The sequence below is a fragment of the Alphaproteobacteria bacterium genome (assembly GCA_017302575.1).
In the GTDB taxonomy this organism is placed as follows: domain Bacteria; phylum Pseudomonadota; class Alphaproteobacteria; order Rickettsiales; family UBA3002; genus JAFLDD01.
In genome coordinates, this window is sequence record JAFLDD010000001.1 from 402,478 (window position 1) to 426,179 (window position 23,702).

At 49.7% G+C, this 23,702-nt stretch carries 21 protein-coding genes; 4 read left to right on the forward strand and 17 right to left on the reverse strand.

Going from position 1 to position 23,702, the window contains the following annotated elements; translation table 11 throughout:
• Nucleotides 1–44: 44 nt before the first annotated feature.
• Nucleotides 45–3,488 (reverse strand): transcription-repair coupling factor, encoded by a 3,444-nt coding sequence (gene mfd / locus J0M34_02065; protein ID MBN8543030.1) that lies wholly within the window; start codon nucleotides 3,486–3,488, stop codon nucleotides 45–47.
• On the reverse strand, nucleotides 3,488–3,781 hold the full coding sequence (locus tag J0M34_02070) for a succinate dehydrogenase assembly factor 2 (GenBank protein MBN8543031.1): 294 nt from the start codon (nucleotides 3,779–3,781) through the stop codon (nucleotides 3,488–3,490). The genes mfd and J0M34_02070 overlap by 1 nt, the downstream gene beginning before the upstream one ends.
• 60 nt (nucleotides 3,782–3,841) lie before the next feature.
• On the opposite strand from J0M34_02070, the gene J0M34_02075 reads away from it, so the two are divergent.
• Nucleotides 3,842–4,753, forward strand: a complete 912-nt coding sequence (locus tag J0M34_02075; protein ID MBN8543032.1) for a GGDEF domain-containing protein — start codon at nucleotides 3,842–3,844, stop codon at nucleotides 4,751–4,753.
• 1 nt (nucleotide 4,754) lies between these two features.
• The gene (gene recG, locus J0M34_02080; protein MBN8543033.1) at nucleotides 4,755–6,884 is read left to right on the forward strand and encodes an ATP-dependent DNA helicase RecG; all 2,130 of its coding nucleotides are present in this window, start codon (nucleotides 4,755–4,757) and stop codon (nucleotides 6,882–6,884) included.
• On the opposite strand, the gene lpxB is transcribed toward recG, so the two are convergent.
• The 13 genes from lpxB to J0M34_02145 form a co-directional block, all read right to left on the reverse strand.
• The gene (gene lpxB, locus J0M34_02085; GenBank protein ID MBN8543034.1) at nucleotides 6,871–8,028 is read right to left on the reverse strand and encodes a lipid-A-disaccharide synthase; all 1,158 of its coding nucleotides are present in this window, start codon (nucleotides 8,026–8,028) and stop codon (nucleotides 6,871–6,873) included. The two genes, recG and lpxB, sit on opposite strands and share 14 nt — an antisense overlap.
• A gap of 1 nt (nucleotide 8,029) precedes the next feature.
• A complete protein-coding gene (gene lpxI / locus J0M34_02090) occupies nucleotides 8,030–8,887 on the reverse strand; it encodes a UDP-2,3-diacylglucosamine diphosphatase LpxI (protein MBN8543035.1) in 858 nt (285 codons plus the stop codon).
• A gap of 1 nt (nucleotide 8,888) precedes the next feature.
• Entirely contained in the window at nucleotides 8,889–9,704 is an 816-nt protein-coding gene (gene lpxA / locus J0M34_02095; GenBank protein ID MBN8543036.1) for an acyl-ACP--UDP-N-acetylglucosamine O-acyltransferase, read from the reverse strand.
• Nucleotides 9,704–10,183 (reverse strand): 3-hydroxyacyl-ACP dehydratase FabZ, encoded by a 480-nt coding sequence (fabZ, locus tag J0M34_02100; protein ID MBN8543037.1) that lies wholly within the window; start codon nucleotides 10,181–10,183, stop codon nucleotides 9,704–9,706. Before fabZ ends, lpxA begins: the two co-directional genes overlap by 1 nt.
• Nucleotides 10,173–11,210: a UDP-3-O-(3-hydroxymyristoyl)glucosamine N-acyltransferase gene (gene lpxD, locus J0M34_02105; protein MBN8543038.1), complete on the reverse strand. Its 1,038-nt coding sequence runs from the start codon at nucleotides 11,208–11,210 to the stop codon at nucleotides 10,173–10,175. Before lpxD ends, fabZ begins: the two co-directional genes overlap by 11 nt.
• Nucleotides 11,211–11,244: 34 nt before the next feature.
• The gene (locus J0M34_02110) at nucleotides 11,245–11,775 is read right to left on the reverse strand and encodes an OmpH family outer membrane protein (protein MBN8543039.1); all 531 of its coding nucleotides are present in this window, start codon (nucleotides 11,773–11,775) and stop codon (nucleotides 11,245–11,247) included.
• A 92-nt stretch (nucleotides 11,776–11,867) separates the two neighbouring features.
• Nucleotides 11,868–14,117, reverse strand: coding sequence for an outer membrane protein assembly factor BamA (gene bamA / locus J0M34_02115; protein ID MBN8543040.1), 2,250 nt, complete (start codon nucleotides 14,115–14,117; stop codon nucleotides 11,868–11,870).
• A gap of 33 nt (nucleotides 14,118–14,150) precedes the next feature.
• Nucleotides 14,151–15,281: an RIP metalloprotease RseP gene (gene rseP, locus J0M34_02120; GenBank protein ID MBN8543041.1), complete on the reverse strand. Its 1,131-nt coding sequence runs from the start codon at nucleotides 15,279–15,281 to the stop codon at nucleotides 14,151–14,153.
• Nucleotides 15,282–15,287: 6 nt separating this feature from the next.
• Nucleotides 15,288–16,451: a 1-deoxy-D-xylulose-5-phosphate reductoisomerase gene (locus J0M34_02125; GenBank protein MBN8543042.1), complete on the reverse strand. Its 1,164-nt coding sequence runs from the start codon at nucleotides 16,449–16,451 to the stop codon at nucleotides 15,288–15,290.
• 11 nt (nucleotides 16,452–16,462) lie between these two features.
• A complete protein-coding gene (locus J0M34_02130; protein ID MBN8543043.1) occupies nucleotides 16,463–17,176 on the reverse strand; it encodes a phosphatidate cytidylyltransferase in 714 nt (237 codons plus the stop codon).
• A complete protein-coding gene (locus J0M34_02135; protein ID MBN8543044.1) occupies nucleotides 17,169–17,912 on the reverse strand; it encodes an isoprenyl transferase in 744 nt (247 codons plus the stop codon). The genes J0M34_02130 and J0M34_02135 overlap by 8 nt, the downstream gene beginning before the upstream one ends.
• A gap of 1 nt (nucleotide 17,913) precedes the next feature.
• Nucleotides 17,914–18,462 (reverse strand): ribosome recycling factor, encoded by a 549-nt coding sequence (frr, locus tag J0M34_02140; protein ID MBN8543045.1) that lies wholly within the window; start codon nucleotides 18,460–18,462, stop codon nucleotides 17,914–17,916.
• Between the two features lie 9 nt (nucleotides 18,463–18,471).
• Nucleotides 18,472–19,221 carry a UMP kinase gene (locus J0M34_02145; GenBank protein MBN8543046.1) on the reverse strand — a complete coding sequence of 250 codons (750 nt, stop codon included), beginning with the start codon at nucleotides 19,219–19,221 and terminating at the stop codon, nucleotides 18,472–18,474.
• A gap of 145 nt (nucleotides 19,222–19,366) precedes the next feature.
• Here J0M34_02145 and J0M34_02150 point away from each other — a divergent pair, with 145 nt between their 5' ends.
• Nucleotides 19,367–19,858 carry a hypothetical protein gene (locus tag J0M34_02150; protein ID MBN8543047.1) on the forward strand — a complete coding sequence of 164 codons (492 nt, stop codon included), beginning with the start codon at nucleotides 19,367–19,369 and terminating at the stop codon, nucleotides 19,856–19,858.
• A 66-nt stretch (nucleotides 19,859–19,924) separates the two neighbouring features.
• On the opposite strand, the gene J0M34_02155 is transcribed toward J0M34_02150, so the two are convergent.
• Together J0M34_02155 and rpsB are read right to left on the reverse strand one after the other, a co-directional pair.
• Nucleotides 19,925–20,845: an elongation factor Ts gene (locus J0M34_02155; protein ID MBN8543048.1), complete on the reverse strand. Its 921-nt coding sequence runs from the start codon at nucleotides 20,843–20,845 to the stop codon at nucleotides 19,925–19,927.
• A 78-nt stretch (nucleotides 20,846–20,923) separates the two neighbouring features.
• Nucleotides 20,924–21,877 carry a 30S ribosomal protein S2 gene (rpsB, locus tag J0M34_02160; GenBank protein MBN8543049.1) on the reverse strand — a complete coding sequence of 318 codons (954 nt, stop codon included), beginning with the start codon at nucleotides 21,875–21,877 and terminating at the stop codon, nucleotides 20,924–20,926.
• Between the two features lie 288 nt (nucleotides 21,878–22,165).
• Here rpsB and J0M34_02165 point away from each other — a divergent pair, with 288 nt between their 5' ends.
• Nucleotides 22,166–23,638: a hypothetical protein gene (locus J0M34_02165; GenBank protein ID MBN8543050.1), complete on the forward strand. Its 1,473-nt coding sequence runs from the start codon at nucleotides 22,166–22,168 to the stop codon at nucleotides 23,636–23,638.
• The last annotated feature ends 64 nt before the right edge of the window (nucleotides 23,639–23,702 follow it).

The following is a 23,702-nucleotide window of genomic DNA, read 5'->3' on the forward strand; positions in this document are numbered from 1 at the left end:
CGAATATAGCCATAAACACCTTCACTGCAAGTGTTTCTGCGGGTTTAAGCCGCTTTTTCTGTGGATGTTTGGCCCAAAGCGGCAATTTCTTTCACGGCTTCGGTAATGCCTGCCATGGCGCTGCCTTCCTTGCTGAAATCTGCAATAAAGGCGATTTTCTGGTCTGGGCGCAGTTTATAGCGGGTCGGGTGCTTATTAATATGGAGTAAAAGCTTCTCTGGGGCAGGGAACTGGTTCTTGTGGAAGGTAATGATGGCGCCCTTTGGCCCAGCGTCGATGCGGTCGATATTGGCCATTACGCAGAATTGCTTAATGCGAAGCACGCCAAAGAGGTGCTCTACCTCGACAGGTAATGGGCCAAAGCGGTCAATCATTTCGGCGGCGAAGCCTTCAATTTCCTCATGGGTTTTGAGGCTGCTGACGCGGCGATATAGGCTCAGGCGCAGGGATAAGTCCTCGACATAATTTTCTGGAATCAGCACCGACATGCCTAGATTGATCTGCGGCGACCAATCACGTTCTTCGATGTCACCAATTTTGCGGCGCGCTTTGAGGTCGCTAATCGCTTCCTCCAGCATGGCTTGGTACAGCTCGATACCCACTTCGCGAATATGGCCGGATTGTTCCTCGCCCAAGAGATTTCCGTAACCACGAATATCCATATCGTGGCTGGCGAGTTGGAAGCCAGCGCCCAAACTATCCAGCTGCTGCATCACCTCGAGTCGGCGCGTAGCGTCACGGGTCAAGGTTTTTTGATGTGGCAGCGTGAAATAGGCATAAGCGCGGGTTTTGCTGCGACCAACACGGCCGCGAAGTTGATAAAGTTGGGCAAGGCCGAACATCTCAGCGCGGTCGATAATCATGGTGTTGGCGGTAGGGATGTCGATGCCTGATTCGATAATGGCCGTTGAAAGCAGCACATCGTATTTGCCGTCGTAAAATTCATTCATAACGGTATCAAGCTGTGCGGGTGTCATTTGACCATGCGCGGCGGCGAATTTAATTTCGGGAACCAGCTCTTCCAATTTCTGCTTAAGTTCCGCCATGTATTTCACGCGCGGTGTTACCACAAAGCTTTTACCGCCACGGTGATATTCACGCAGCAATGCTTCACGCGTGACGACGGGGTCAAATGGCATCACATAGGTGCGCACGGCGAGCCTATCGACAGGTGGTGTGGTGATCAGGCTTAATTCGCGCACACCAGCGAGTGACATTTGTAACGTGCGAGGGATTGGTGTTGCGGAAAGTGTCAGCACATGCACGTCGCTACGGAATTCTTTGAGACGCTCTTTCTGCTTCACACCGAAATGCTGTTCTTCGTCGACAATCATCAATCCTAGTTCTTTGAAGCCGATTTCGCTGCCAAGTAATGCGTGTGTGCCAATCACGATATCAACCTTACCCTCTTTCAGCAGTGCTTTGGTTTCGGCCATCTCCTTTGCTGATACCATGCGTGAAAGCTGACGAATGGTGAATGGTAAATCACGGAAACGCTCTGTGAAGGTTTTGAAATGCTGGCGGGCGAGTAAGGTTGTGGGAGCAATGAGTGCCACTTGTTGTTTGTTGCTCGCGGCAATAAATGCAGCGCGCAAGGCAACTTCGGTTTTACCAAAACCTACGTCACCACAAATGAGCCTGTCCATGGGTGAGCCTTTACGCAAATCTTCACGCACTTCGTCGATGGATTGGAGCTGGTCTTCGGTTTCGGTGTAAGGGAAGCGTGCACAGAATTCGTCATAAGCGCCGATATCAGGCTCGAATGCTGGAGCGGTCTTAGTCGCACGTGCAGCAGCGATTTTAAGCAGCGCCTCTGCCGCCATGCGCAGGCGTTTCTTGAGGCCGGATTTACGTTTTTGCCATGCTACGCCACCCAACTTGTCGAGCGCGACACCTTCACCATCACCAAATCGGCTGACGAGGTCGATATTCTCAACGGGCAAGAAAAGCCTGTCGCCGCCATCATAAGTAAGTTTGAGGCAGTCTTGCTTCTTGCTGTTTACCTCAACGGTGATGAGGCCTTCAAATCGGCCAATGCCATGCTCTTTGTGAACAATCAACTCGCCGACTTCAAAGGCGGCAGCTTCCATCAAGAAAGCGTCACTCTTCTTGCGCTTCTTCTGGGTGCGGATGATGCGCTCGCCCAATAAATCTTCTTCGCTTAGTAGGTGATAGTGCGGCGTGCTGTAGCCATGTTCGATTGGAATAATGGCGAGATGCGTGCCTGATTCGACCTCACTAAAGTGCTCGATGCGTTTAGTAGCAATGCCATGTTCGCCAAGTATTTTATCAATACGCTCGAGGCTGCCTTGCGAGTTGCAGGCAATGACTGCGGGTAGCACCAGCCCCTTCACATAATCACAGGCTTCGTTAAAGAGGCGTTTGCCTAAAAGGGGCGTTGCGCCGTAGGGCAGGCTTAGTGTGTTCCCGCTCGATGCCGCAAATGGCGTGAGGGTAATGGTGGCGTTAGCAGCCAACATGCTATTCCACGATTCCGCCATGATAAATAAGCGCTCAGGCGGGATAGGGTGATAGGGCGTTTCGTCTTTTGATTTAGCGTGAAGCTGGCGCGCCGCATAATAATCGCGGACTGCTTCGCCACGTTCTTCGATGATAGCAGGTGTGTCATAATGCAGGCACCAGATTGCATCTGGCACGTAATCGCTCAAAGGTACTAGGCGCTCATAAAATAACGGCAACCAGTGCTCCATACCTGCTGTCATGCGACCTTGGGAGATGGACTCATAAAGCGGGTCCTCGCGCGTGACGGCGCCAAAACATTCGCGGTAGCCACTACGGAAGCGTTCAATCGTCGCTTCGTTTAATTGTACTTCACCTAAGGGAAGTAATTCTAGTTTCGTGCAGATGGCGTCACTGATTTGGGTGAGCGGGTCGAAGTATTTGAGGCTTTCAACATCATCGCCAAATAAATCGATGCGTACGGCATTTTCGGAACCTGAAGGGAAGATATCGATAATGCTGCCGCGAATGGCATATTCGCCTGCCTCCATCACTTTACCAACGCGCTGATAACCTTGCGCACTAAGGAATGCTAGCAGTGCCTCACGAGGAAGGTTGCTATTGGGCGTGATGACAAAATGGTTGTCTCTGAATGTGGTCGGCGGGGGCAGGTATTGGCTCGCTGCATTTACGGTGGTCAGCACTATGAGTGGCCGCTTTTTCGAGCTTAAGCTGCTGAGGGTTGCGACACGCTGCGATAAAATGTGTGCGCTGGGTGATACGCGGTCATAGGGTAATGTATCCCATGCGGGGAGGCGCAAAACCTCTAGATTTGGCGCGATGAAGCGACATAGAGATGCAACAATTTCCAACTCTTTGTCGTTGGGTAATACGGCGATAACCGGCTTTGAGTAATTCAAGATAAGGCTAGCTAATATCTCCGCATAGCTTGAAAGCAGTGCGCGCTCGAACTGCCACGCCTCACCGCGCTGAATGACAGCGGGGAGCTGTTTTCGTAGTGCATGCATTAGGGACGATGCTGGAACTGCCGCATTTTAGCGAGCAGGGGCTCATATTCAGATTTTGGGGATTGTGACTTTTCGGTCAGCCAGCTCCAGATGTCGGCATCGTCTTCTTCAAGTAATGCCTCGCAGAGCGACAGTTCTTCGGCTTTCATACCCTCCAAATGCTGGTCGCAATAACCACCTAAAATCAGGTCAGTTTCCTTGCAGCCGCGATGCCAGCTACGATAGCGCAGGCGTTTTAGGCGTGCTTCGTGGCTTAGAGTGCTCTCGGGCGTTGCGGTGGTCGCGTTTTCCATGTATTTTGTCCTCGGTCGGTAACATAGCGTATTTAACCGATTTGACAAGGGCAGTAGCGCATGAATCAGGCAGCAGCAACGACAGCGAATCGCGATGGCGATGGGATTTTAATCCTGACACAAGAAGACGAACGCAAACAATGGTATATTCGCGAATTGAACGAGCAGGCTGCTGAAACGCTTGGTTATACGGTGGATGAGCTCAAGAATATGCCGCTTGATACGGTGCTGGGGCGTCGCACAGCCGATGCGCTACGTGACATGGTCGAATTCGTGCCTGACGCGCCAGATTTACAAGATGTCAGCGCAAAATTGCGCGAATTCCGCTTGAAGCATCGCCTGGGGGATGAGTTCGTATCGCCCGTGCGCTTAAGCCGCATGCATGCACGTGACACGAATGCGTGGTTCCAATTGGTCTTGCCTAATGAGCGTGATCAGCGTGCCCAACAGCAAATGCGTGATTTTCTCAAATTGAATCTTGAGGGTCGACTTGTTATCGACAAGGACACAGGCCTGCCTGATCGCGCTACCGCTAAGACATTTCATGATTTGTTGACGAATTACCTCAGCAGTAACAAGTCCGAAGCGGCGTTCGCTGTGCTGAGGCTCGACCGTCATAAAAAGAGTTTAGAGCGTTATGGTAAAGATGGTTGCGTGACATTACTGAAGCACGCAGCGAATTGCTGCCGCAGCGCCTTTCGCGCTGATGATGTGATTTGCATGCTAGATGATCATACGCTTGGCTTATTTCTGCTGGATTTACCGCGCGAGTCTTCGCGTGTAGTGTTGAATCGTTTGCGTTGGCTGATTCGTTCGCATCGCATAGATTTCGGCGGCAAATCTGACTTCTCCGTTACTGTCAGTATCGCCTTTGACATGCTCACGAATGATACGGTGCTTGATATGTGCGAAGCATCCGTTGCGAAGCTGGATCAGGACGAACGTAACCATCTTATCGAGCTAGGCGCGTAATATGGCCGTTCGGCCATCCATATTGTATCCCTATTTTCGTGCAGCGACGATCTTGAAGGGTGTTGGTCCTGTTACTCGCAAGGCCTTAACGCGTTTGCTTACGCCCCCACGCCCACTTATCGATAACATGCCGTATGAGCCTGTGCTCAGGGATATGGTCATGCATGTACCAACTAGTGCAGTTGACAGGCGTTTGGTAAGTAGCATCGCGACTGCAAACGTGGGGGATGTCGCAAGTATTGAGGTGGAGGTGGTAGAGCACCGCCCACCACCTGCAAAGCGTGCCCGTTTGCCTTATCGTATTATCGTTAGGGATATGACGGGTGCTCTAACGCTTACCTATTTCCATGTGAAGGGTGATTATCTCTTCAAACAATTACCTGTTGGTGAAAAGCGCCTGATTTCAGGTAGCATTGAAATGTATGATGGGATGAAAACCATGCCGCACCCAGATATGGTGGTGCCACTTCATCGCTCGCATGAGATTCTACGTATTATGCCAGTTTACCCGCTTACGCTTGGCATCAGTAACCGTGTGATGGTGAAATTGATGAGTCAGGCGTTGGACTTGATTACAGCTTTGCCAGAGTGGATCGGCGAAGATGTGCTGAAACGTCAGTCATGGCAGGGATTTCGTGAATCACTCAAGCAGTTGCATAATCCGCAAACCATCGAGCTTGAAACAGAATTATTGCCGCGCAGGCGTCTCGCTTATGATGAGTTGCTGGCGAACCAACTGGCCTTGGCGTTCTCGCGTCAGGCACGTCAGCGCACGCAATCTTACAAGATTCCCGTTAAGAATAAGCAAGCACTGCTTGATGCTTTGCCATTCACACTCACGACAGGTCAGCAAAACGTATTAGCCGAAGCAGAGCAGGATTTGACAAGCGGTGAGCGTATGATTCGCTTACTGCAAGGTGATGTGGGGAGTGGCAAAACCATCATCGCGTTTAGTTTGATGGCGCAGGTTGCGGCATCTGGGTTCCAATCGGTGTTTATGGCGCCGACCGATTTGTTGGCGCGCCAGCATGAAAAGAATCTAGCGCCTCTTGCCGAGAAGCTGGGTTACAAACTTATTCTGCTCAGTGGTAAAATGAGTAAGAAACAGCAAACGGAAGCGCGTGCGCTTATTGCTAGCGGTGAAGCACATATGCTGGTTGGGACGCATGCGGTGTTTCAGGAGTTGGTTGGATTCAAAAAGCTTGCGCTGGTCGTAGTGGATGAGCAGCACCGCTTTGGTGTTGAGCAACGCTTGCAGCTAGCAGAGAAGGGGCTAACGCCGCATATCCTGCAAATGACGGCCACGCCTATCCCACGTAGTTTAGCGATGACTTATTATGGTGATATGGAAGTCAGTGTGCTCAGTGAAAAACCGCCTGGCCGCCTGCCTATCGACACACGTACTGTGCCATTTTCGCGGTTAGATGAAGTCATTACGGGCCTCAAGCGGGCGCTACAGCAGGGCACCAAGGCATATTGGGTATGCCCGCTTATCGAGTTGGATACTGAAAAAGAGGATGAAGAATTAGCTGCTGTGGAAGACAGGCTGCGCCTGCTTCAAACCCATTTTGGCGATAAAGTCGGTATGGTGCATGGGCGAATGAAATTGGCGGAGCGCGAAGAGGTAATGAAGCGCTTTGCCTATGGTGAGATGCAGTTGTTAGTGGCTACCACCGTGATTGAGGTGGGTGTGGATGTGCCAGAGGCGACCATTATGGTGATTGAGCAAGCGGAACGTTTTGGATTAGCGCAACTCCACCAATTGCGCGGTCGTGTGGGCAGAGGCAAAGAAGCCTCGAGCTGCATTTTGCTTTATCACTCGCCAGTCTCAGAGAATGCCAAGGCGCGTTTGCAGGTGCTGCGCGAAACCAATGATGGTTTCGTCATCGCCGAAGAGGATTTCCGCCTGCGCGGTGCGGGCGATGTGTTGGGTACGCGCCAAACAGGGTTGCCTGATTTTAGATTTGCCGCCATTGGTCGGGACACGGATCTGATGGTGATGGCGCGCGATGATGTAAGGCATTATTTGTCCAAGGACCCAGATTTATCTGCGCCGCGTGGCCAAGCGCTGCGAATTTTGTTAAGCCTCTTTGATTATGAGCATACGGCTGCGTTGCTTAAAGCAGCGTAGCGAGCACGATTTCGGCGGCTTTATCGCTTGGCGATTCAGCATCTTCAGAACCAAGTTGGCGCGAAATGTCTTTGAGAGTTTCTAGCTGTACGCTGCGTGTGGCGCTATTTTGTAGCAGAGGTAACATTTCTCTAACGATGGCATCTGCCGTCAAATCTTCCTGAATCAGTTCAGGTATGACAAAGCGACCCAGAATAATATTGCTCATATTCACGTAAGGGATTTTCACTTTACGGCGAATATACCAAATCGAAATTGGGTGGGCGCGATACGCTGTGATGTAAGGAACCCCTGCAAGTGTGCACTCCAAACTAATTGTGCCAGATTTAGCCAAGGCAGCGTGACTTGCGGCAAACAGCGCCTTCTTTTCCTCGTTCTCTGCAAGGACGACAGGAACTGGCCAGTCTTTTACAGCAGACTTTACCCATGCTTTGTGCTCGGGGCGCGCAAGCGTAGTTATCACAAGGTTAGGGATTTTCGTTGCAAGCTGCTCTACGGCTTCCTTGTAAATTGGTAAGTGTCGCTTCAGTTCATTTTTGCGGCTGCCTGCAAACATGGCGAGAACGGTGGCATTCTCTTTGATGTGGTGGCGTTGCTTGAAGGCTGCGGCATCGCCCTTTGTTTTCCAATACCACGCATAAGGATGACCGACAAAACTAGTGGGCAAACCTTCTTTCTCAAAATAGGGTGGTTCGAAGGGGTAAAGCACCATGAGGTGGTTGAAAAAGGGTGCGATATGCTTAGCGCGCTCAGGTTTATATGCCCACACTGTTGGCGCAACGTAATGGATGAAGCGCGGTGAATGATTGCCACGTTTTTTAAGTGCCTCAACAACACGGAAGCAGAAACCTGGTGAATCAATCGTGACAACGATATCGGGCTTTTTTTGTTCAATATCTTCGATGGTTTGGCGAATGCGGCGCTTGAGATTAAAAATATGCGGCAGGATTTCTACAAATCCCATCAGCGAGATTTCACTAATAGGGAAAAGTGAACGCAGTCCCGCTACTTCCATCGCATGACCGCCAATACCCGTGATGCGTATGGCAGTTTGCTTAGCCAGAATAGACTGCATGAGCCATGCGCCTAATTGGTCGCCGGAAGCTTCGCCCGCGATGATATAAATGTGCGGTGTGGTGTTCATGCTATTCTAGGATTGAAAAACCAATGATGAAGATGCCAAGCTGATCAGCGCGGCGTGCCACTTCACGGCGATTGAGAATCAACGAAGCGCCAGCCTGCAGTGCAATACCGTTGAAGCCTGCTTCAGCCACGTTTTCTACCGTAGGGATACCAATGGTTGGTAAATCTACACGACCTTCCTGTTGTGGCTTTTTCACTTTTACGAGTACGCCGCCTTTTTCTTCGTTTTTAAGTAGCGCGCAGCGTTTAATGAGCGCATCCGTACCCTCGACCGCTTCAACACCCAGCACTTGCTGATTCTGGATAACCACGGCTTGGCCGACGTCCAGCTTGCCTATGCTGGTTGCGATGCGTGCGCCAATTTCTATATCGACTTGTGAACGTTTGTCGGGGTAAATCGAACCAATCAGACCTTCTGGCGTGATGATATCTTGAACGATTTGCTCGGCTCCGATGATTTTGAAGCCTTCTTCTTCCAAGAATTCTACAATGCTGCTGAGCACTTTATTATCGCCCGTAAACAGGTTGGAGCCAAGCTTAGCAAGGAGTTTGGTTGCTTTTAAGTCAGGGCGAATAGCGCTGAGTTTTGGGCGATTTACACGCCCTGCCATCACTAATTCTTCAACGCCTTGTTTGCGCAAAAGATCGAGGGCTTTACCAATCGCGCCAAGGCGAATCCATGTATATTGACCGTGTGAGCGGATTACCGTTTCTTCTTCTGCCGCTTCTTCGATAGCGAGCACATAAAACTCACGTCCTGTGGTTTCGCAGGCTTCAATAATTGCGCGGGGCAATTCGCCCATGCCCGCAATGATGCCAAGCTTAGGGAGCGAGGTAGGTGCTGTTGCGGTAGCTTGCATGCTATGCCGCGTCGCTTTCTGTGAGTGTGTCGCGTTCATTTGGGGTGCAAATAGAACGTGAAGTGTCTGCCAAAATAAATTCAATCAGGGCGCGTGCTTCTGGCTGTGTGTATTTTGCTTTGAGATTATTGGCGCGCTCAACAAGAGTGCCGCTACTACCTGCAAAAATCTCTTTAAATGCATGTCGCAGTGCATGAATATGCTCGCGGTCAATATTGCGACGCTTGAGTCCAACAAGATTCAGCCCGTCGAGTGAGGCGCGCTCACCCTTTACCGTGCCGTATGGAATGACGTCTTTTTCAACACCAGACATGCCGCCAATAAAGGCAAAATCGCCAATGCGAACGAATTGGTGAATAGCAGAAAGGCCGCCAACGATAACACCATTGCCAACTAGCACATGGCCTGCAAGCGTTGCGTTATTCGCTAAAATCACATGGTCGCCCACGTAACAGTCATGCGCCACATGTGCGCCGACCATGAATAAGCAATGACTACCTATCTTGGTAATGCCGCCACCGCCTTGTGTACCTGGGTGCATGGTCACATGCTCGCGAATTTTGTTGTCTGTGCCAATTTCGAGTTTGGTAAGTTCGCCTGAAAACTTTTTATCTTGTGGGCAATGGCCAATCACGGCGAACGGGAAAATCTCCGTTGCGCGGCCAATATGTGTGTCGCCTTCCACTACCACATGGGAGTGGAGAATCACTTCATCATCCAATTTCACGTGCTCGCCGACAACGCAATAAGCGCCGATTTGCACATTTTTACCGATAACGGCTTTAGGATGAATCATTGCTGTTGGGTGAATGCTCATTAGCTTCCTTGCTTGTCCATAATCATTGCAGAGAAGGTCGATTCTGCAACTTTCTGGCCATTGACGGTTGCGATACCTGAAAATTTCCAAACCGCGCCGCGACTGCGCTCTACTTGGCAATGCATGTAGAGCATATCACCAGGTACAACGGGCTTGCGGAATTTTGCTTCTTCAACGGACATAAAATACACCACTTTGCCGCGCGCTTCCTGGCCCATCGTATGCACTACAAGTGCGGCCGCAGATTGCGCCATTGCTTCAACAATCAGCACGCCTGGCATGACAGGGTGGTTGGGGAAGTGGCCACGGAAGAAGTCTTCTTTCCCAGTAACATTCTTGATTCCGACGATGGATTGCCCTTCAACAATGTTGGCGATGCTATCAATCATCAACATAGGGTCGCGGTGAGGGATGAGCGATTTGATGCCCTCAGTATCGTACTGGGGTAAGGATGTGTTGATGGTGAAATCAGCCGTCATGCGAACCTCGTTTGGATTTAACTAAGCGGGATAGAGCGATGGTTTGGCGGTGCCATTCTTGCACAGGAACTGCGGGGTATCCACCATAAGATGCACCGGCGGGGATATCGGCAATAATGCCTGATTTTGCAGCGATTTTCGCGCCGTGACCGATTTTGATGTGACCAGATAAGCCAACCTGACCGCCCAAGACCACGCCATCGCCGATGCGTGTTGAGCCAGAGATACCGCACTGTGCAACAACGACAGCACGCTTACCGATTTGTACGTTATGACCAATCTGTACAAGGTTGTCGATCTTGGTGCCTTCACCAATCACTGTATCGGGACCTGTGCCGCGATCGATGGTTGTGCCTGCGCCGATTTCAACGTCATTCTCAATGACAACACGGCCAAGCTGCGGAACCTTGATGTGGCCATCGCGCCCCAAGGCGAATCCGAAACCATCTTGCCCAATGTGAACGCCACGGTGAATCAACACACGGTCACCTATAATGCAGTGACTGAAGCTGGAGAGTGCGCCGATTTGGCAATCTTTACCAATTTGTACGCCATCATAAATGACTGCGTTTGCACCAATGCGTGTGTGGTCGCCAATCACGACATTTGCGCCAATCACTGCGCCTGCCATGATGGATACGCCCTTGCCAATTTTTGCCGTAGGGTCAATGACAGCAGAGGGTGCAATCGTTGCGGCTACTTTCGCTTCGGAAGGGTAAAATTTTTGTGCAGCCAGCGCATAGCAGCGATAGGGATCATCTGTAATCAATAACGCCATCGTGCTTGGTGCTTGCTCCGAGAATTTAGGGCGGACAAAACAGGCACCTGCCTCACTATGCAAAAACTGCTCAATATATTTTGTGTTATCAAAAAAGCTGATGTCTGTTGATGAAGCGCGATCAAGCGGTGCAACATCACTCAGGCGGCCAGACGCTTTATCTTTAGTAAGCAACTCAGCACCCGTTGCCGATGCTAGATCAGCAACGGTAAACGGCCCGTGATTCACGAAAAAGCGCGCATCAACCATAATAGACTACCTAATTAAGACCTGAAAATCAGGGTTAGAATTTCAAGGTTACGGAAGGTAGCTTCTTGTTGAGGCGAGCCAACACATCGCTGGTGATATCCAGTGACGTATCGCCGTAGAGTACTTGTGCAGATGACACAACGAGGTTTAACTTCTTCTCGCGTGCAACTTCAGCAGTGATGTTCACTACGTTGGTTTGGATTTGCTCCAAAGCGCCAGCGAACGCTTTATCGAGCGATGCTTTTTTGCCTTGAATCTCACGTTGTGCAGCCGCTGCTTTAGCGCGGAAATCTTTTACTTTTTGCTCAAACGCCGCTTTTTCCATGTTAGCTTGTTGTTTGGAAAGCGCCTGATCTTCGGTCAGCAATGCTTTTTCTTTGCTATCGAGTTCAGCTTGGAATGCTTTTTGTTTGCTTTGCAGTTGATCGCGTACTGACTTTGCAGAAGACGCTTCCGCCATAATTTTCTGGATGTTGACAACACCAATGCTGGTTTCTGCATGCGCAGGAACAGCGAGCAGGGTAACAGCGAGTAACGAAGCGATAGAAAAGAACACATGTTTCATAAGACACACCTTTAGTTGGAATACACAAAATAAGAGTCGGGAATCTGCACCATTTGAATGATAAAATCCAGTAAGATTCGTGTTATATACGGTTAAAAACGCGTACCGAATCCGAAGCGGACGATTTCCTCATCGTCATAGTCTTCTTTGAGGAAAGCTTGTGCAAAATCAACGCGTACGGGGCCAAATGGCGAATTCCAAGCCACACCAAAGCCTGCTGAGGCTCTTAGGGTCTTATCGTCATTGATGCCAGCACCTGAATCATCCAAGCCATAAAGGCTACCTGCGTCCACGAATAATGCGCCACTTACCCCTAAATCGTCGGGCAGGCCGAGTGGGAAACGCACTTCGTTAGAAACAACGTAGTAAGTGTTACCGCCGAGGGCGTCAGTGGTGGCGCTATCGCGTGGGCCAATCCCTGCATTTGTAAAGCCACGGAATTGTTGGCTGCCGATAAAGAAGCGCTGGTTAATTGGAACATCTCTACCAATACCAGTAATATTTCCAACCATGGTTGCGCCGGCATACGTCCACTGCTTGGCGATTGGGTAGTAATATTCGCTCTGAATTTCATGGCGAGCAAAGCGGTCATCGCCACCTAAGCCCGCGATATCTTGGTTCAGCTTCAGGTAACTACCGCGTGTTGGATTTTGAACATTGTCACGACCATCATAAATGAAGGAATGGCCAACATACGAGGTTGTGCTTTTGCCTGACTGGCGCTGAATGAATTGCGAAGCAAACGGTGAAATATTGCTGATCTCACTCTGCTCGTAACCATAGCGAACCTGATGCTTCCATTTTTCGCTGAGATTATAACCCGTGCGCAATATGATACCTTTTGCATCGCGGTCGAAGGATGCTTCGTCCTGCAATTCTTGGGTGGTTTGGTAAAGGTCAAACCCTGCTTCCAGTTCGCGGCCAAGGAAGTAAGGCTCTGTAAAGCCGAAGTCATATTGTTGGCGGCGCGCGGCAAAGAGTGTGCGGGCGCGAACGGTTTGACCACGGCCAAGGAAGTTGCGCTCGGTGATGCCCACGTCGGCCAAGGCACCGTCGGTAGTCGAGAAGCCCGCACCGAATGTGATCTCACCTGTCGATTTTTCCTGCACTTCTACGTCGATATCTGTCTTATCTGGCGCGCTACCCGCAACGTTTTGAATGCTCACAGTCTCAAAGTAACCAAGGTTATTGAGGCGTTGCTCAGTACGTTTGATTTTGCTGGTGCTGTAAGGATCGCCCTCATTCAAGCGGAATTCACGGCGGATAACTTCGTCCAAGGTGCGTGAGTTGCCGAAAATATTGATTCTGTCCACATACACACGCGGGCCTTCACTAACCGTATAGGTAAGATCAATGATTCTATCTTTACCGGGACGGCGCGTAGTCACGGGGTCGATATCCACGAATGCGAAGCCTTTATCACCCAGCGCTTCGACCATTGCGTCAACGCTGTTTTCAACTTCGGTCGCGTTATAGGTGTCACCTTTTTTGGTGGTAAGCTTGGAGTTAAGGTTACCAACACGCTTTTTGTTCAGCGTGGTTTTTACATCGACATCACCAAGTGTGTAGATGGGGCCTTCTTCGATTGTGTAGGTCAGGTAAAATGCGTCACGCTGCGGCGAAAGTTCAGCAATCGCTGACTTCACTTTGAAGTCGGCAAAGCCGTTTTCGAAATAGAATTTACGCAGCAATTCTTGGTCATATTGCAGGCGATCTGGGTCGTATTTGTCGGCATCGCTTAGGAATTTGTACCAACGTCCAATCTCGGAGTTAATGACCTGCTGTAGTGCGGAAGACGAGAAATACTCGTTGCCAATGAAGGTGATTTTTTCGATCGAAGCACTTGGGCCTTCTTCGATTTCATACACCAAATCCACACGGTTCTGCTCTAGCGCGATGATTTTGGGAGTAATGACGGCAGAGTAGCGGCCCGCACGGCGGTAAACGTCTAGCAGGCGCTTCAAATCTTGCTGAACGCGGGTGCGCGTATAGATCGAGCGTGCACGAAGCGTTACTTCTTTTGCTAAATCTTCTTTACTGATTTGGTCGTTACCCTCGAATGCAACGCGGTTGACGCTGGGGTTTTCCGTTACCTTGGTGAGCAAGACATTTCCTTGCTGTTCCATTTGAATGTCGGAGAAAAGGCCAGTGTCATAGAGGCGCTTAAGGGCAAGATCGACATCGTACTGCGAGACGTCATCACCACGCTCAATGCCAATGTAGGTCTCGATGGTGGAGTTCTCAATGCGCTGGTTGCCTTCAATGCGTATCTCGCGCACCGCTTCGGCCATGGCGCTGACAGGGAAAATAAGAAGACTAATGAGGAGGCATTTTTTGAACATTGGCGGCAAAATACTTTGTAAAATCAGTAACGTCTAGAAGAATAATTGTTTGATATCATTGAATAAGGTGAATGCCATCAGCGTTGCGATAACTGCCACACCAAAACGATAGCCATACTCTTGGAAACGCTCAGCGATTGGGCGGCCACGCACGGCCTCAAGCGCATAGAAAGCAAGGTGCCCACCATCGAGCATAGGAATGGGGAAAAGATTCACCAGACCTAAATTCGCAGAAAGCAGCGCAATAAACCATAGGGTCATACGAACCGTCTCGGACAAAGTCTCGCCTTGTTGGGTAATATCGCCTGAAAGCTTGGCGATACCGACAGGGCCTTTCAGTTCGTCGGCGCTACGGTCACCTGAAATCATTTGCCCCATCACTTTGAGAGATGATGCGCACAAACCGTAGGTGCGCTTGGTGGCTTCCCACACGGCGGTGCCAATTCCGACATTCTGGTAGGTAATTTTTTGACTGCGAATGCCAATGAGCGGGCGCTTAATCGTATTGCCCACGGCATCTTTTTCCTCGAAGGTGCGCGGGGTAATGGTCTTTTCGATACGAGTGCCATTACGTAATAAAATAACCTGCACATCGTCGCCCAGATTGGTCATCATATAATCGGCAATATCGTTGAATCGGCTGATTTCCTTATCATCGACCTGAATAATGCGGTCGCCTTTTTTAAGACCAGCCTCTGCCGCAGGCGAATTTTTCAAAACGCCGCCAACCACAGGCTCAGTGGACATGAGGCCTGTCGTGAAAATGAAAAACGTAAATACCGCGATGGTCAGAATGAAGTTGGCAATAGGCCCCGCCGCAACGATGATTGCTTTGTTGCGCAAGGGCTGGTGGTGAAAGCTGATGCGCTTATCTGCGTCGCTCATATGCTCGATTTTTTCAATGTCTGGTGTGCTGGCGGCGCCTGCGTCACCAAACATTTTAACGTAACCGCCTAATGGCAAAACAGAAACTTTCCAACGCGTTTTGGCGCGATCCGTGAATCCAAAAATTTCACGACCAAAGCCGATCGAGAAGGTCTCAACCTTCACGCCGCATAAACGTGCGGCAAGGTAATGGCCAAACTCGTGCACGAATACGATGACGCTCAAAACGATAACGAATGAGAGAAGATAATGCGGCAGCTCGGCGAGGTTTTCTAACATGTGTCCCTATAGGTATTGGGATGTTCTTTGGCGCACCTCGTTATCGAGTGCGATGACATCTTGAAGAGCGTTCATAGCCTGTGGGGTGGAATCTGCAAGTGCTCTCTCAACGATGTGGGTAATTGCCTCAAAACTAAGGCGTTTTTCGAGGAAAGCGGCAACCGCAATCTCGTTGGCAGCGTTGAGGGTAATCATTGCCCATTGGCCTGCGACCATCGCCTGCTTCGCCAGCGTAAGGGCGGGGAAGCGCGCATCATCCATCGGGCGGAAGTTGAGCGTGCTGATTTTTGCTAAATCGAGGCGCTCAGTGGGAATCGCAATGCGGTTCGGCCATGCGAGCGTGTAGCTGATGGGAATGCGCATATCCGGCATGCCGAGTTGAGCAAGCACCGAGCCGTCGGCATAATGTACCAGCGCGTGCACGATGGATTCAGGGTGAATCAGCACATCAAGTTGCTCTGGTGGTAGTCCGAACAGGAAATGCGCTTCAATCAGCTCCAGCCCTTTGTTGAACATGGTGGCGGAGTCGACGGATATCTTTGCGCCCATGCTCCATTTCGGGTGGGCAACAGCCTCGGCAGGCGTAATGTCTTTGAACGTATCCAGTGGGCGATTCAGGAATGGGCCACCCGAAGCGGTGAGGGTGACTTTCTCCAGCGCAGCGCGATGCTCCGTGGCGAGCACCTGAAACACGGCGTTATGTTCGGAGTCTATAGGCAGCAACTTGGTGTCGTATTTCTGGCAGGCTTGCAGCACGAGTGAACCTGCACATACAAGGCTTTCTTTATTGGCGAGTGCAACCGTTTTGCCATGCTTAATGGATTCCATGACCGCAGGTAGACCTGCTGCACCAACAATCGCGGCAACGGTGATATCCGCCCCCATGCTTGCTGCTTCGTTGAGGCTTACAATATCGCAATCAAGTTTCGCTGCCTTGAGTTGTGGCAATTTGTTTTCGTTTGCCAGCGCAATAGCCTTTGGGCGAAATTCTTTGGCGAGGACGATGAGTTTTTCCACATTGCCATTGGCAGTGAGGGCGACAACTTCAAATTGCTCAGGGTTGCAGCGAATAATATCGAGCGTGCTATCGCCAATCGAACCCGTCGCACCAAGGATGGTGATGGATTTGCGTGATTGAGCTGTAATATCTTGCTGATCAATGATGTGCATAATTGCTTCCACTAAAGACCTGCACCAAGCACTAACACAAGAATGATGTATAAAAATAAATTTGGTGAAGTAGCTAGTATTGCGCAGGGCAGTAACCCATCGACTCTGTCGAATAGTCCGCCATGCCCAGGTATAATTTTGCTGCTATCTTTGAGGCCAGCTTTCCGCTTCATACGTGATTCCAACAAATCGCCTAATAGTGCAACAATTGCTAATGCAACTCCGGCTACAAGCGAGAAATTTAAATCACTCTCGCCATAATAAACAATCACAAGTACGTAAGCACTAATAATGCTACATAGAATAGAACCAGCTAAGCCTTCCCATGTTTTACCTGGACTTATTTGGGGGGCTAGTTTGTGCTTGCCGAATAATTTTCCAAACACGTATCCGCCAATATCAATCACGGCGACTTGGATAACGAGAAAATAAACGGAATTAATCTCTTCTGGTTCGCTTTTATAGTCAAAACCCATGCGATACAAAAACCAAAATCCGAGCACGCCAAGTGTAATGTAAATCGTTCCTAAAAATAAAGACAGCAGACGTTTAAATGTTGAGGTTCTGTAATGTGAAAAGCCCCACCATTCCCAAATTAATATTAACCATACTGCCACCATAGCAATTGAGAACGCGGTTATGCCAGCCTCAACAATTGCAATAAATCCAGCAATCAGCACTGCTGCGCTGATGGTGCGCACTTTAAGGTCTGCCCATTTACTCATTACGTGCTCCAAATCTGCGCTCGCGCTGGCTGAAACATTCGATGGCTTTATCGAGGTGCGCGCCGGAAAAATCTGGCCATAACACTTCGGTGAAATAGAGTTCTGTGTAAGCCGATTGCCAGAGCAAGAAGTTGCTCAGGCGCTCGTCGCCACCCGTGCGAATCAGCAAATCAGGGTCGGGGATATCGCTCGTGTCGAGATGCTCGCTAATCATTTGCTCGGTAACCGCATCTGGCTTAAGCGAACCATCCGCAATTTTTTGGCCGATGCGTTTCATTGCATTCGCAAGCTCTTGGCGGCTGCCGTAGCTGAGTGCAATCACGAGGGTGAGGGCAGTGTTACCAGCGGTCATCGCCTCCACATCTGCCAATTCTTTTTGAATGTCTTTCGAAAGTGCTTCGCGATCACCAATAAAGCGTAGGCGCACGCCTTCCTTGTGCATCGTTTTCGCTTCGTGACGAATATAATGGCGCAATAGCTCCATCAAATCACTGACTTCATCTTTCGGGCGATTCCAATTCTCGGTCGAGAAGGCATAAAGCGTGATGTATTTAATATGCGGGCGGGTTTTGCAGGCTTCGAGTAGTGTGCGAATGGCTTCAGCGCCTTGTTTGTGGCCACGAACGCGTGCGATGCCTTGCTGCTTTGCCCAACGGCCATTGCCGTCCATAATGATGGCGATATGGGCGGGGAGTGCCGCCACTTCAGACTGAATCTGCGGGGCGGCTTTCGCCATATTACACGCTCATGATATCTTTTTCTTTTGCGGCCAAGGCGTCGTCGATTTTCTTGATGTAATCGTCGGTCAGCTTCTGGATTTTTTCTGACTCGCCATGCATTTGGTCTTCAGAAATTTGCTTCGCTTTTTCTTTCGCTTTCAAATCATCCATGCCGTCGCGACGGACGTTGCGTACTGCAACTTTCGCAGCTTCAGCATATTTACCTGCAAGCTTAGCAAGTTCCTTACGACGTTCTTCCGAAAGCGCAGGGATTGGCACGCGCACCAATTGACCGTCCGCCACGGGGTTAACGCCGAGGTTCGCATTGGCAATAGCTTTTTCAACGGCTTTCACCATCGACTTGTCCCACACTTGAACGGTGAGCATGCGCGGCTCTGGTGCGTTCACGGTGCCGACTTGGTTCATTGGCATCATCGCGCCATACGCTTCGACCTGAATGTGATCGAGCAAGTTAGCAGAAGCGCGGCCCGTGCGTAGGCCCGCGAATTCATGTTGGAGCGATGCAAGCGCGCCATCCATACGTTTTTGGAGTTCTGGGTGTGACATAGGTTCCTCTTATTTTTTGTCTGAAATTACAGTGTACTGGCCTTCGCCTTTTACGACTTTGGCAAAATTTCCTTCTTCGTGAATGGAGAATACCAGAATAGGAATCTGGTTTTCTCTTGCCAGCGAAATTGCGGCGGCGTCCATCACTTTCAAATCCTTGCTGAGTACATCATGATAGCTGAGCTGCTCAAAGCGTTTCGCGGTGGGATTCTTTTTCGGATCGCTATCATACACACCATCGACCTGCGTGCCTTTCATCAGCGCGTCGCACTGCATTTCAGAAGCACGTAGCGCGGCGGTAGTGTCGGTCGTGAAATAGGGGTTGCCGATACCGCCAGCAAAAATGACCACGCGGCCTTTTTCCATATGGCGCAGGGCGCGACGGCGAATGTAAGGCTCGGCCACTTGTTGCATTTCGATTGCGGAGAGTACGCGGGTTTCAACACCCGAACGTTCCAGAATATTTTGAATCGCAAGGCCGTTCAGGATGGTCGCTAGCATGCCCATGTAATCGGCGCTTGAGCGTTCCATGCCTTTTGCAGCTCCAGAAATACCACGGAAGATGTTACCGCCGCCAACGACGACGCAGACTTCCACGCCAAGCGCGACGACGGATTTAATGTCGTTAGCAATGCGTTGGATGGTGTCGAGGTCTTGGCCATATTGCTTGTCGCCCATCAGTGCTTCGCCCGATACTTTGATAAGTACGCGTTTGAATTTTGCTTTAGGGTTTTTGGCTGTGGCGAGTGATGCGGTCATGGCTGGCTCCTGAACGAGGATAGAACTAGCGCACTGCATTGAAATAACAAGTTAAATTTCAAATTTTATCTGCCTCATATTCATCTAATCTTCACATTTGAGCCGTTTAGTCTTTGTTATATTGAAGAATGTATAGAGGGTTATCATGACAGAAGCAGTTGAGGATTGGCAATTAGCACCTGATAGAGTGATGGATATCTGCGCTACAGAGCCTGGTGGAGTTAAAACATTCAAGGTTCCGCAAGACGGTGTTGCTTTAGACCGCATGCTTAAGCGCATTTTGCAGAACATCGCAGGTAGTGAACATTACGGATTCTCCCAGACGGAGATACAAAATATCAAAAGATCACCAGGTATGATTTCTTTGGGTGAGCCAGACAATCAGAATGCCCTGAGACTTGCTCATGATTTACAGGAGTTAACCCCACTTGGTGTGAATGAACCATTATTTGCACCTTTTAAATGGAAAGTGAGCCAACCTGAAGCACTGATCTGTAAATATAGCGATAATTCTCAGCGCTTATGTGATGCTGTGAATGCGCTCGTGGATAAGCTTGGTATGCGGGATATTGCCCAGAAAATCATTCACAGCGAAATGAAAGTATTGGAATATTCTCAATATGCAACACGCGGATAACGTAAACGCATAGTAATAAAAAAGGGCGCGAGAGGCGCCCTTTTTCGTGTGTACTAAAGCGTTACCTTAGGCAGCAGTGCCTGCGGCTTTTGCTACTTCGGCTGCGAAATCATCTTCTTTTTTCTCGATGCCTTCACCCAATGCAAAACGCTCGTAACCCGTTACTTTAATAGGTGCGCCAACTTCTTTCTCGGCAGCAGCTACCACTTCAGAAACTTTGGATTTGCCATCCACGACGAAGATTTGCTCAAGCAATACGATTTCTTCGTAGAACTTGCGTACGCGACCTTCGACCATTTTCTCGGCAACTTCCTTTGGCTTACCAGATGCAATTGCCTGTTCGATGAGAACAGTGCGTTCGCGCTCAAGACGGCTGGCATCAACGGTTTCGCGGGTGAGTGCTTCTGGCTTGGCAGCAGCAACATGCATCGCGATTTGCTTACCTAAAGCTTCGAGCTTTGCCTTATCGCCAGTTGATTCCAGCGCAACGAGCACGCCGATTTTACCAAGGCCAGGCTTCACAGCAGAGTGAATGTAGGTAGCAACCACACCATCTTTTACTGAGAGCAACTTCGTGCGGCGTAGGTTCATGTTCTCGCCGATCGTTGCAACAGCATCGGTGATTGCATCACCTGCAGGTTTGCCAGAAGCGGTTTTGAGGGTTTTGAGTTTCTCAACATCGCTATCAGCATTGAGAGCGAGTTTCGCAACTTCTTCAGCAAGCGCTTGGAACTGGTCGTTGCGTGCTACGAAGTCGGTTTCTGAGTTCAGCTCGATCAGCGCAGCCGAAGTGCCAGCCGATGCGGCAGCAATCAAGCCTTCTGATGCAATGCGGCCTGCTTTTTTAGCAGCCGATGCAAGGCCTTTTTTACGAAGCCAGTCAATCGCTGCTTCAACATCACCCTTGTTTTCATCGAGGGCTTTTTTGCAATCCATCATGCCAGCGCCCGAGCGCTCGCGAAGTTCTTTTACTAATTGTGCAGACATTTCTTTCTCCTTTAGTCGCGTGAGCAAAGGGCGAGATGGATGTATCCATCCATACTCGCCATTTGGTATTCACTGTGATTACGCTGATTTTTTCGCTTTTTTAGCAGGCTTTTCGCTTACTTCAGCATCGTCTTTTTTCGACGCTGCTTTTTTAGCTTCTGCTGCAAACGCTTCTTTTTTGCTGCTTGATTTCACAGGTGCTTTAGCAGGCTGTTGCTTGCCTTTGCCGCCGCGTGCTGGTTTCGCTTCAGGCTTTTCTTCCTTCGCTTCAACAGGCACTTCTGCGTTCATAGCTTCTTCCATTTCAGAAGATTGCTTCTTAGCAGGAGCGGTGCGGCCACCGAGTGATTCTTGTAGACCATCAAGCGCTGCATCTGAAATCAGCTTGCAGTAAAGCTTAATTGCGCGGGTTGCATCGTCGTTACCTGGAATTGGGTAATCAATGCCATCTGCGGTGCAGTTCGTATCAATGATCGCAACGATTGGAATCCCCAACTTTTGCGCTTCTTTGATAGCGAGTTCTTCACGGTTCGTATCGATAACAACGAGCAAATCTGGCTTGCCGCCCATATCACGGATACCGCCGAGCGAACGCTCGAGCTTATCGCGGTCACGCTGCATGGTGAGGCGTTCTTTCTTGGTCAGACCGCTATTTTCTTGCGCAAGCAGTTCTTCGTATTTGCGCAATTGGCGGATGGAGCCTTGAATGGTTTGCCAGTTGGTGAGCATGCCGCCCAACCAACGGTTATTTACGTAGTATTGGCCGCAACGCTGTGCAGCTTCTACGATGCTGTCCGAAGCTTGGCGCTTGGTGCCAACGAAAAGGATACGACCGTTTTTCAAAACGGTTGAGCGCACAACGCCAAGGGCGCGGTGCAACAGGGGAACCGTTTGCTGTAGGTCGATGATGTGAACATCGTTACGGGTACCGTAGATATACGGTGCCATACGAGGGTTCCAACGCTTGGTTTTGTGACCGAAATGTACGCCAGCGTCGATAAGATCGCGCATTGAAAAGGCAGGAAGTGCCATAATAAAGTCTCCTTTGACCGGTTGTACGTCTACAGGTTGTTCCCACTTCGTGAGACCGGCGGGAAACTAGGAACACCCCAATCGCCCAAACCTGTATGTGAATTACCCACTTACGTGGGGTGGCGCTTGATACCCTATTTTATGCAGGAATCAAGCATTCTTTGGGCTTTGTGCGGTGCAGCGTCACGAAAACTTCATAAATCTAAGGTTTTTCAATATCCTGAAGCTGGTAGAATAAAAGGTGGAGAGGTGTGCTGTACACGCCCTCGTCAACGTATGCAGGAATAAATGGCCGTCTATAAGAATAGTAAGGGTTATGCTGCAGTCACGGCGGTTGAATTTAGTAAAACCGACGATGGACAGCAGAAGGCGTTTTTCCATTTACGCAGCGCACATGATTTGGATGCTTTCAAGAAGCACTTACGCGATTCCAAATTAAACTACAAAATTGAAGCAGAAGCGACGATTGCAGGCTCACCTGTTCTGATTGTCGATTTGCAAGATTCAAAATTACAGGCGCTCGATTGGCTTAATCGCCAAGGCGGCCAATTTGAATTATCGCACAAACAAAAAGGTATCGACCCGTGGATTATTCGAAGCATCCTAGGGTTTGGCGGACAGAGCTTGCAGCTCGCTTCATCCTTCATGCGTCCGATTACGGAGATCAATAAAGGCAAGGGCCTTTGGGCGCGAATCGATAAAAACATTTTTATATTTGCTGCGGCGAACATGACGGCAAACGTCATCAACTTGGTCTACAAGGCGCAAGATAAAGATGATCCTCATCAATTACGTTTCCTGAAGGACAGCACCAATCGCAAACTTTCGCCGCACTTAATGGATGGTGAAGTTGCACCAAGCATTGATGATAAGCGTAAAACGTTGCGCGAGGATTATAAAGATCCCAATAGAGCGCAAAGCGTTGATAGCTTCATGCGTGCGAATTCGGTGAATGTCGGTGAGTTGGGGTTACGGTATATTGGCGCATACGGGATTGCCTTCCAACCCAATACTACAGCCAATATTCTGAAAGGTAAGTTGCCGCTTCTTTCTACAAATCCATTCCGGAAATATTCGGGTCTCAGCAGCATCTTGGGTAAAACTGTTGCGCTTAACTCCACGATTGCGGATCCATACAATCCTCAACCCAAAACGTGGTGGGATGAAGTGCGCGAGAAATACACGTTCTTAGGTGGCGGCCTTATTGAGGCGGGTGCTTTCTCTGCATTGGCTTATGATAATTTCTTTAATTCATCGAAGAAAATGCAGACTTCTGGAATTGACTGGAAGCATGTTGGTGTGGACTGGTCAAAATTCTGTAAGAAGATTGGCGTGAATAATGTGCAAGGCACTATTTCTCGCGATTGGCTTGGCGGTATTGGCGCATCTATGTTTGTCACGGGGTATATCGTGCGTTCATGGGCGGATTATGGCAAGCGTAACGTCGATATGAATGAGCTATATGCGCATGTCAGCGATACATTAGCCAAGACCCCCGTCGAGAAAATACCGCAATTGGTGGCTGAGACGGCGGCAGACATTAAAACCCATTTCAAGGACATGCCAGAGCTTGATTACAGCACCATTTACACATCACTCGTACGTGACTTGAAGCGTTACCACCATATTGATGTAGCGGAATTGCAGTTACTAAATGAGTCGCAGGCCCCCAAGCCAGCAGGTAAAATTCGCGGCCCTGTTGCTCATCACGAAATTGGCGCAACCCAGCAAGTACCTGAAAATAAGGTGGCTTCGCGCTAATTCTCTCCCTAATCGTCATCAAACCTTCATAAAACTAAAGCCCGATTTTTGCTATTCTGTATGG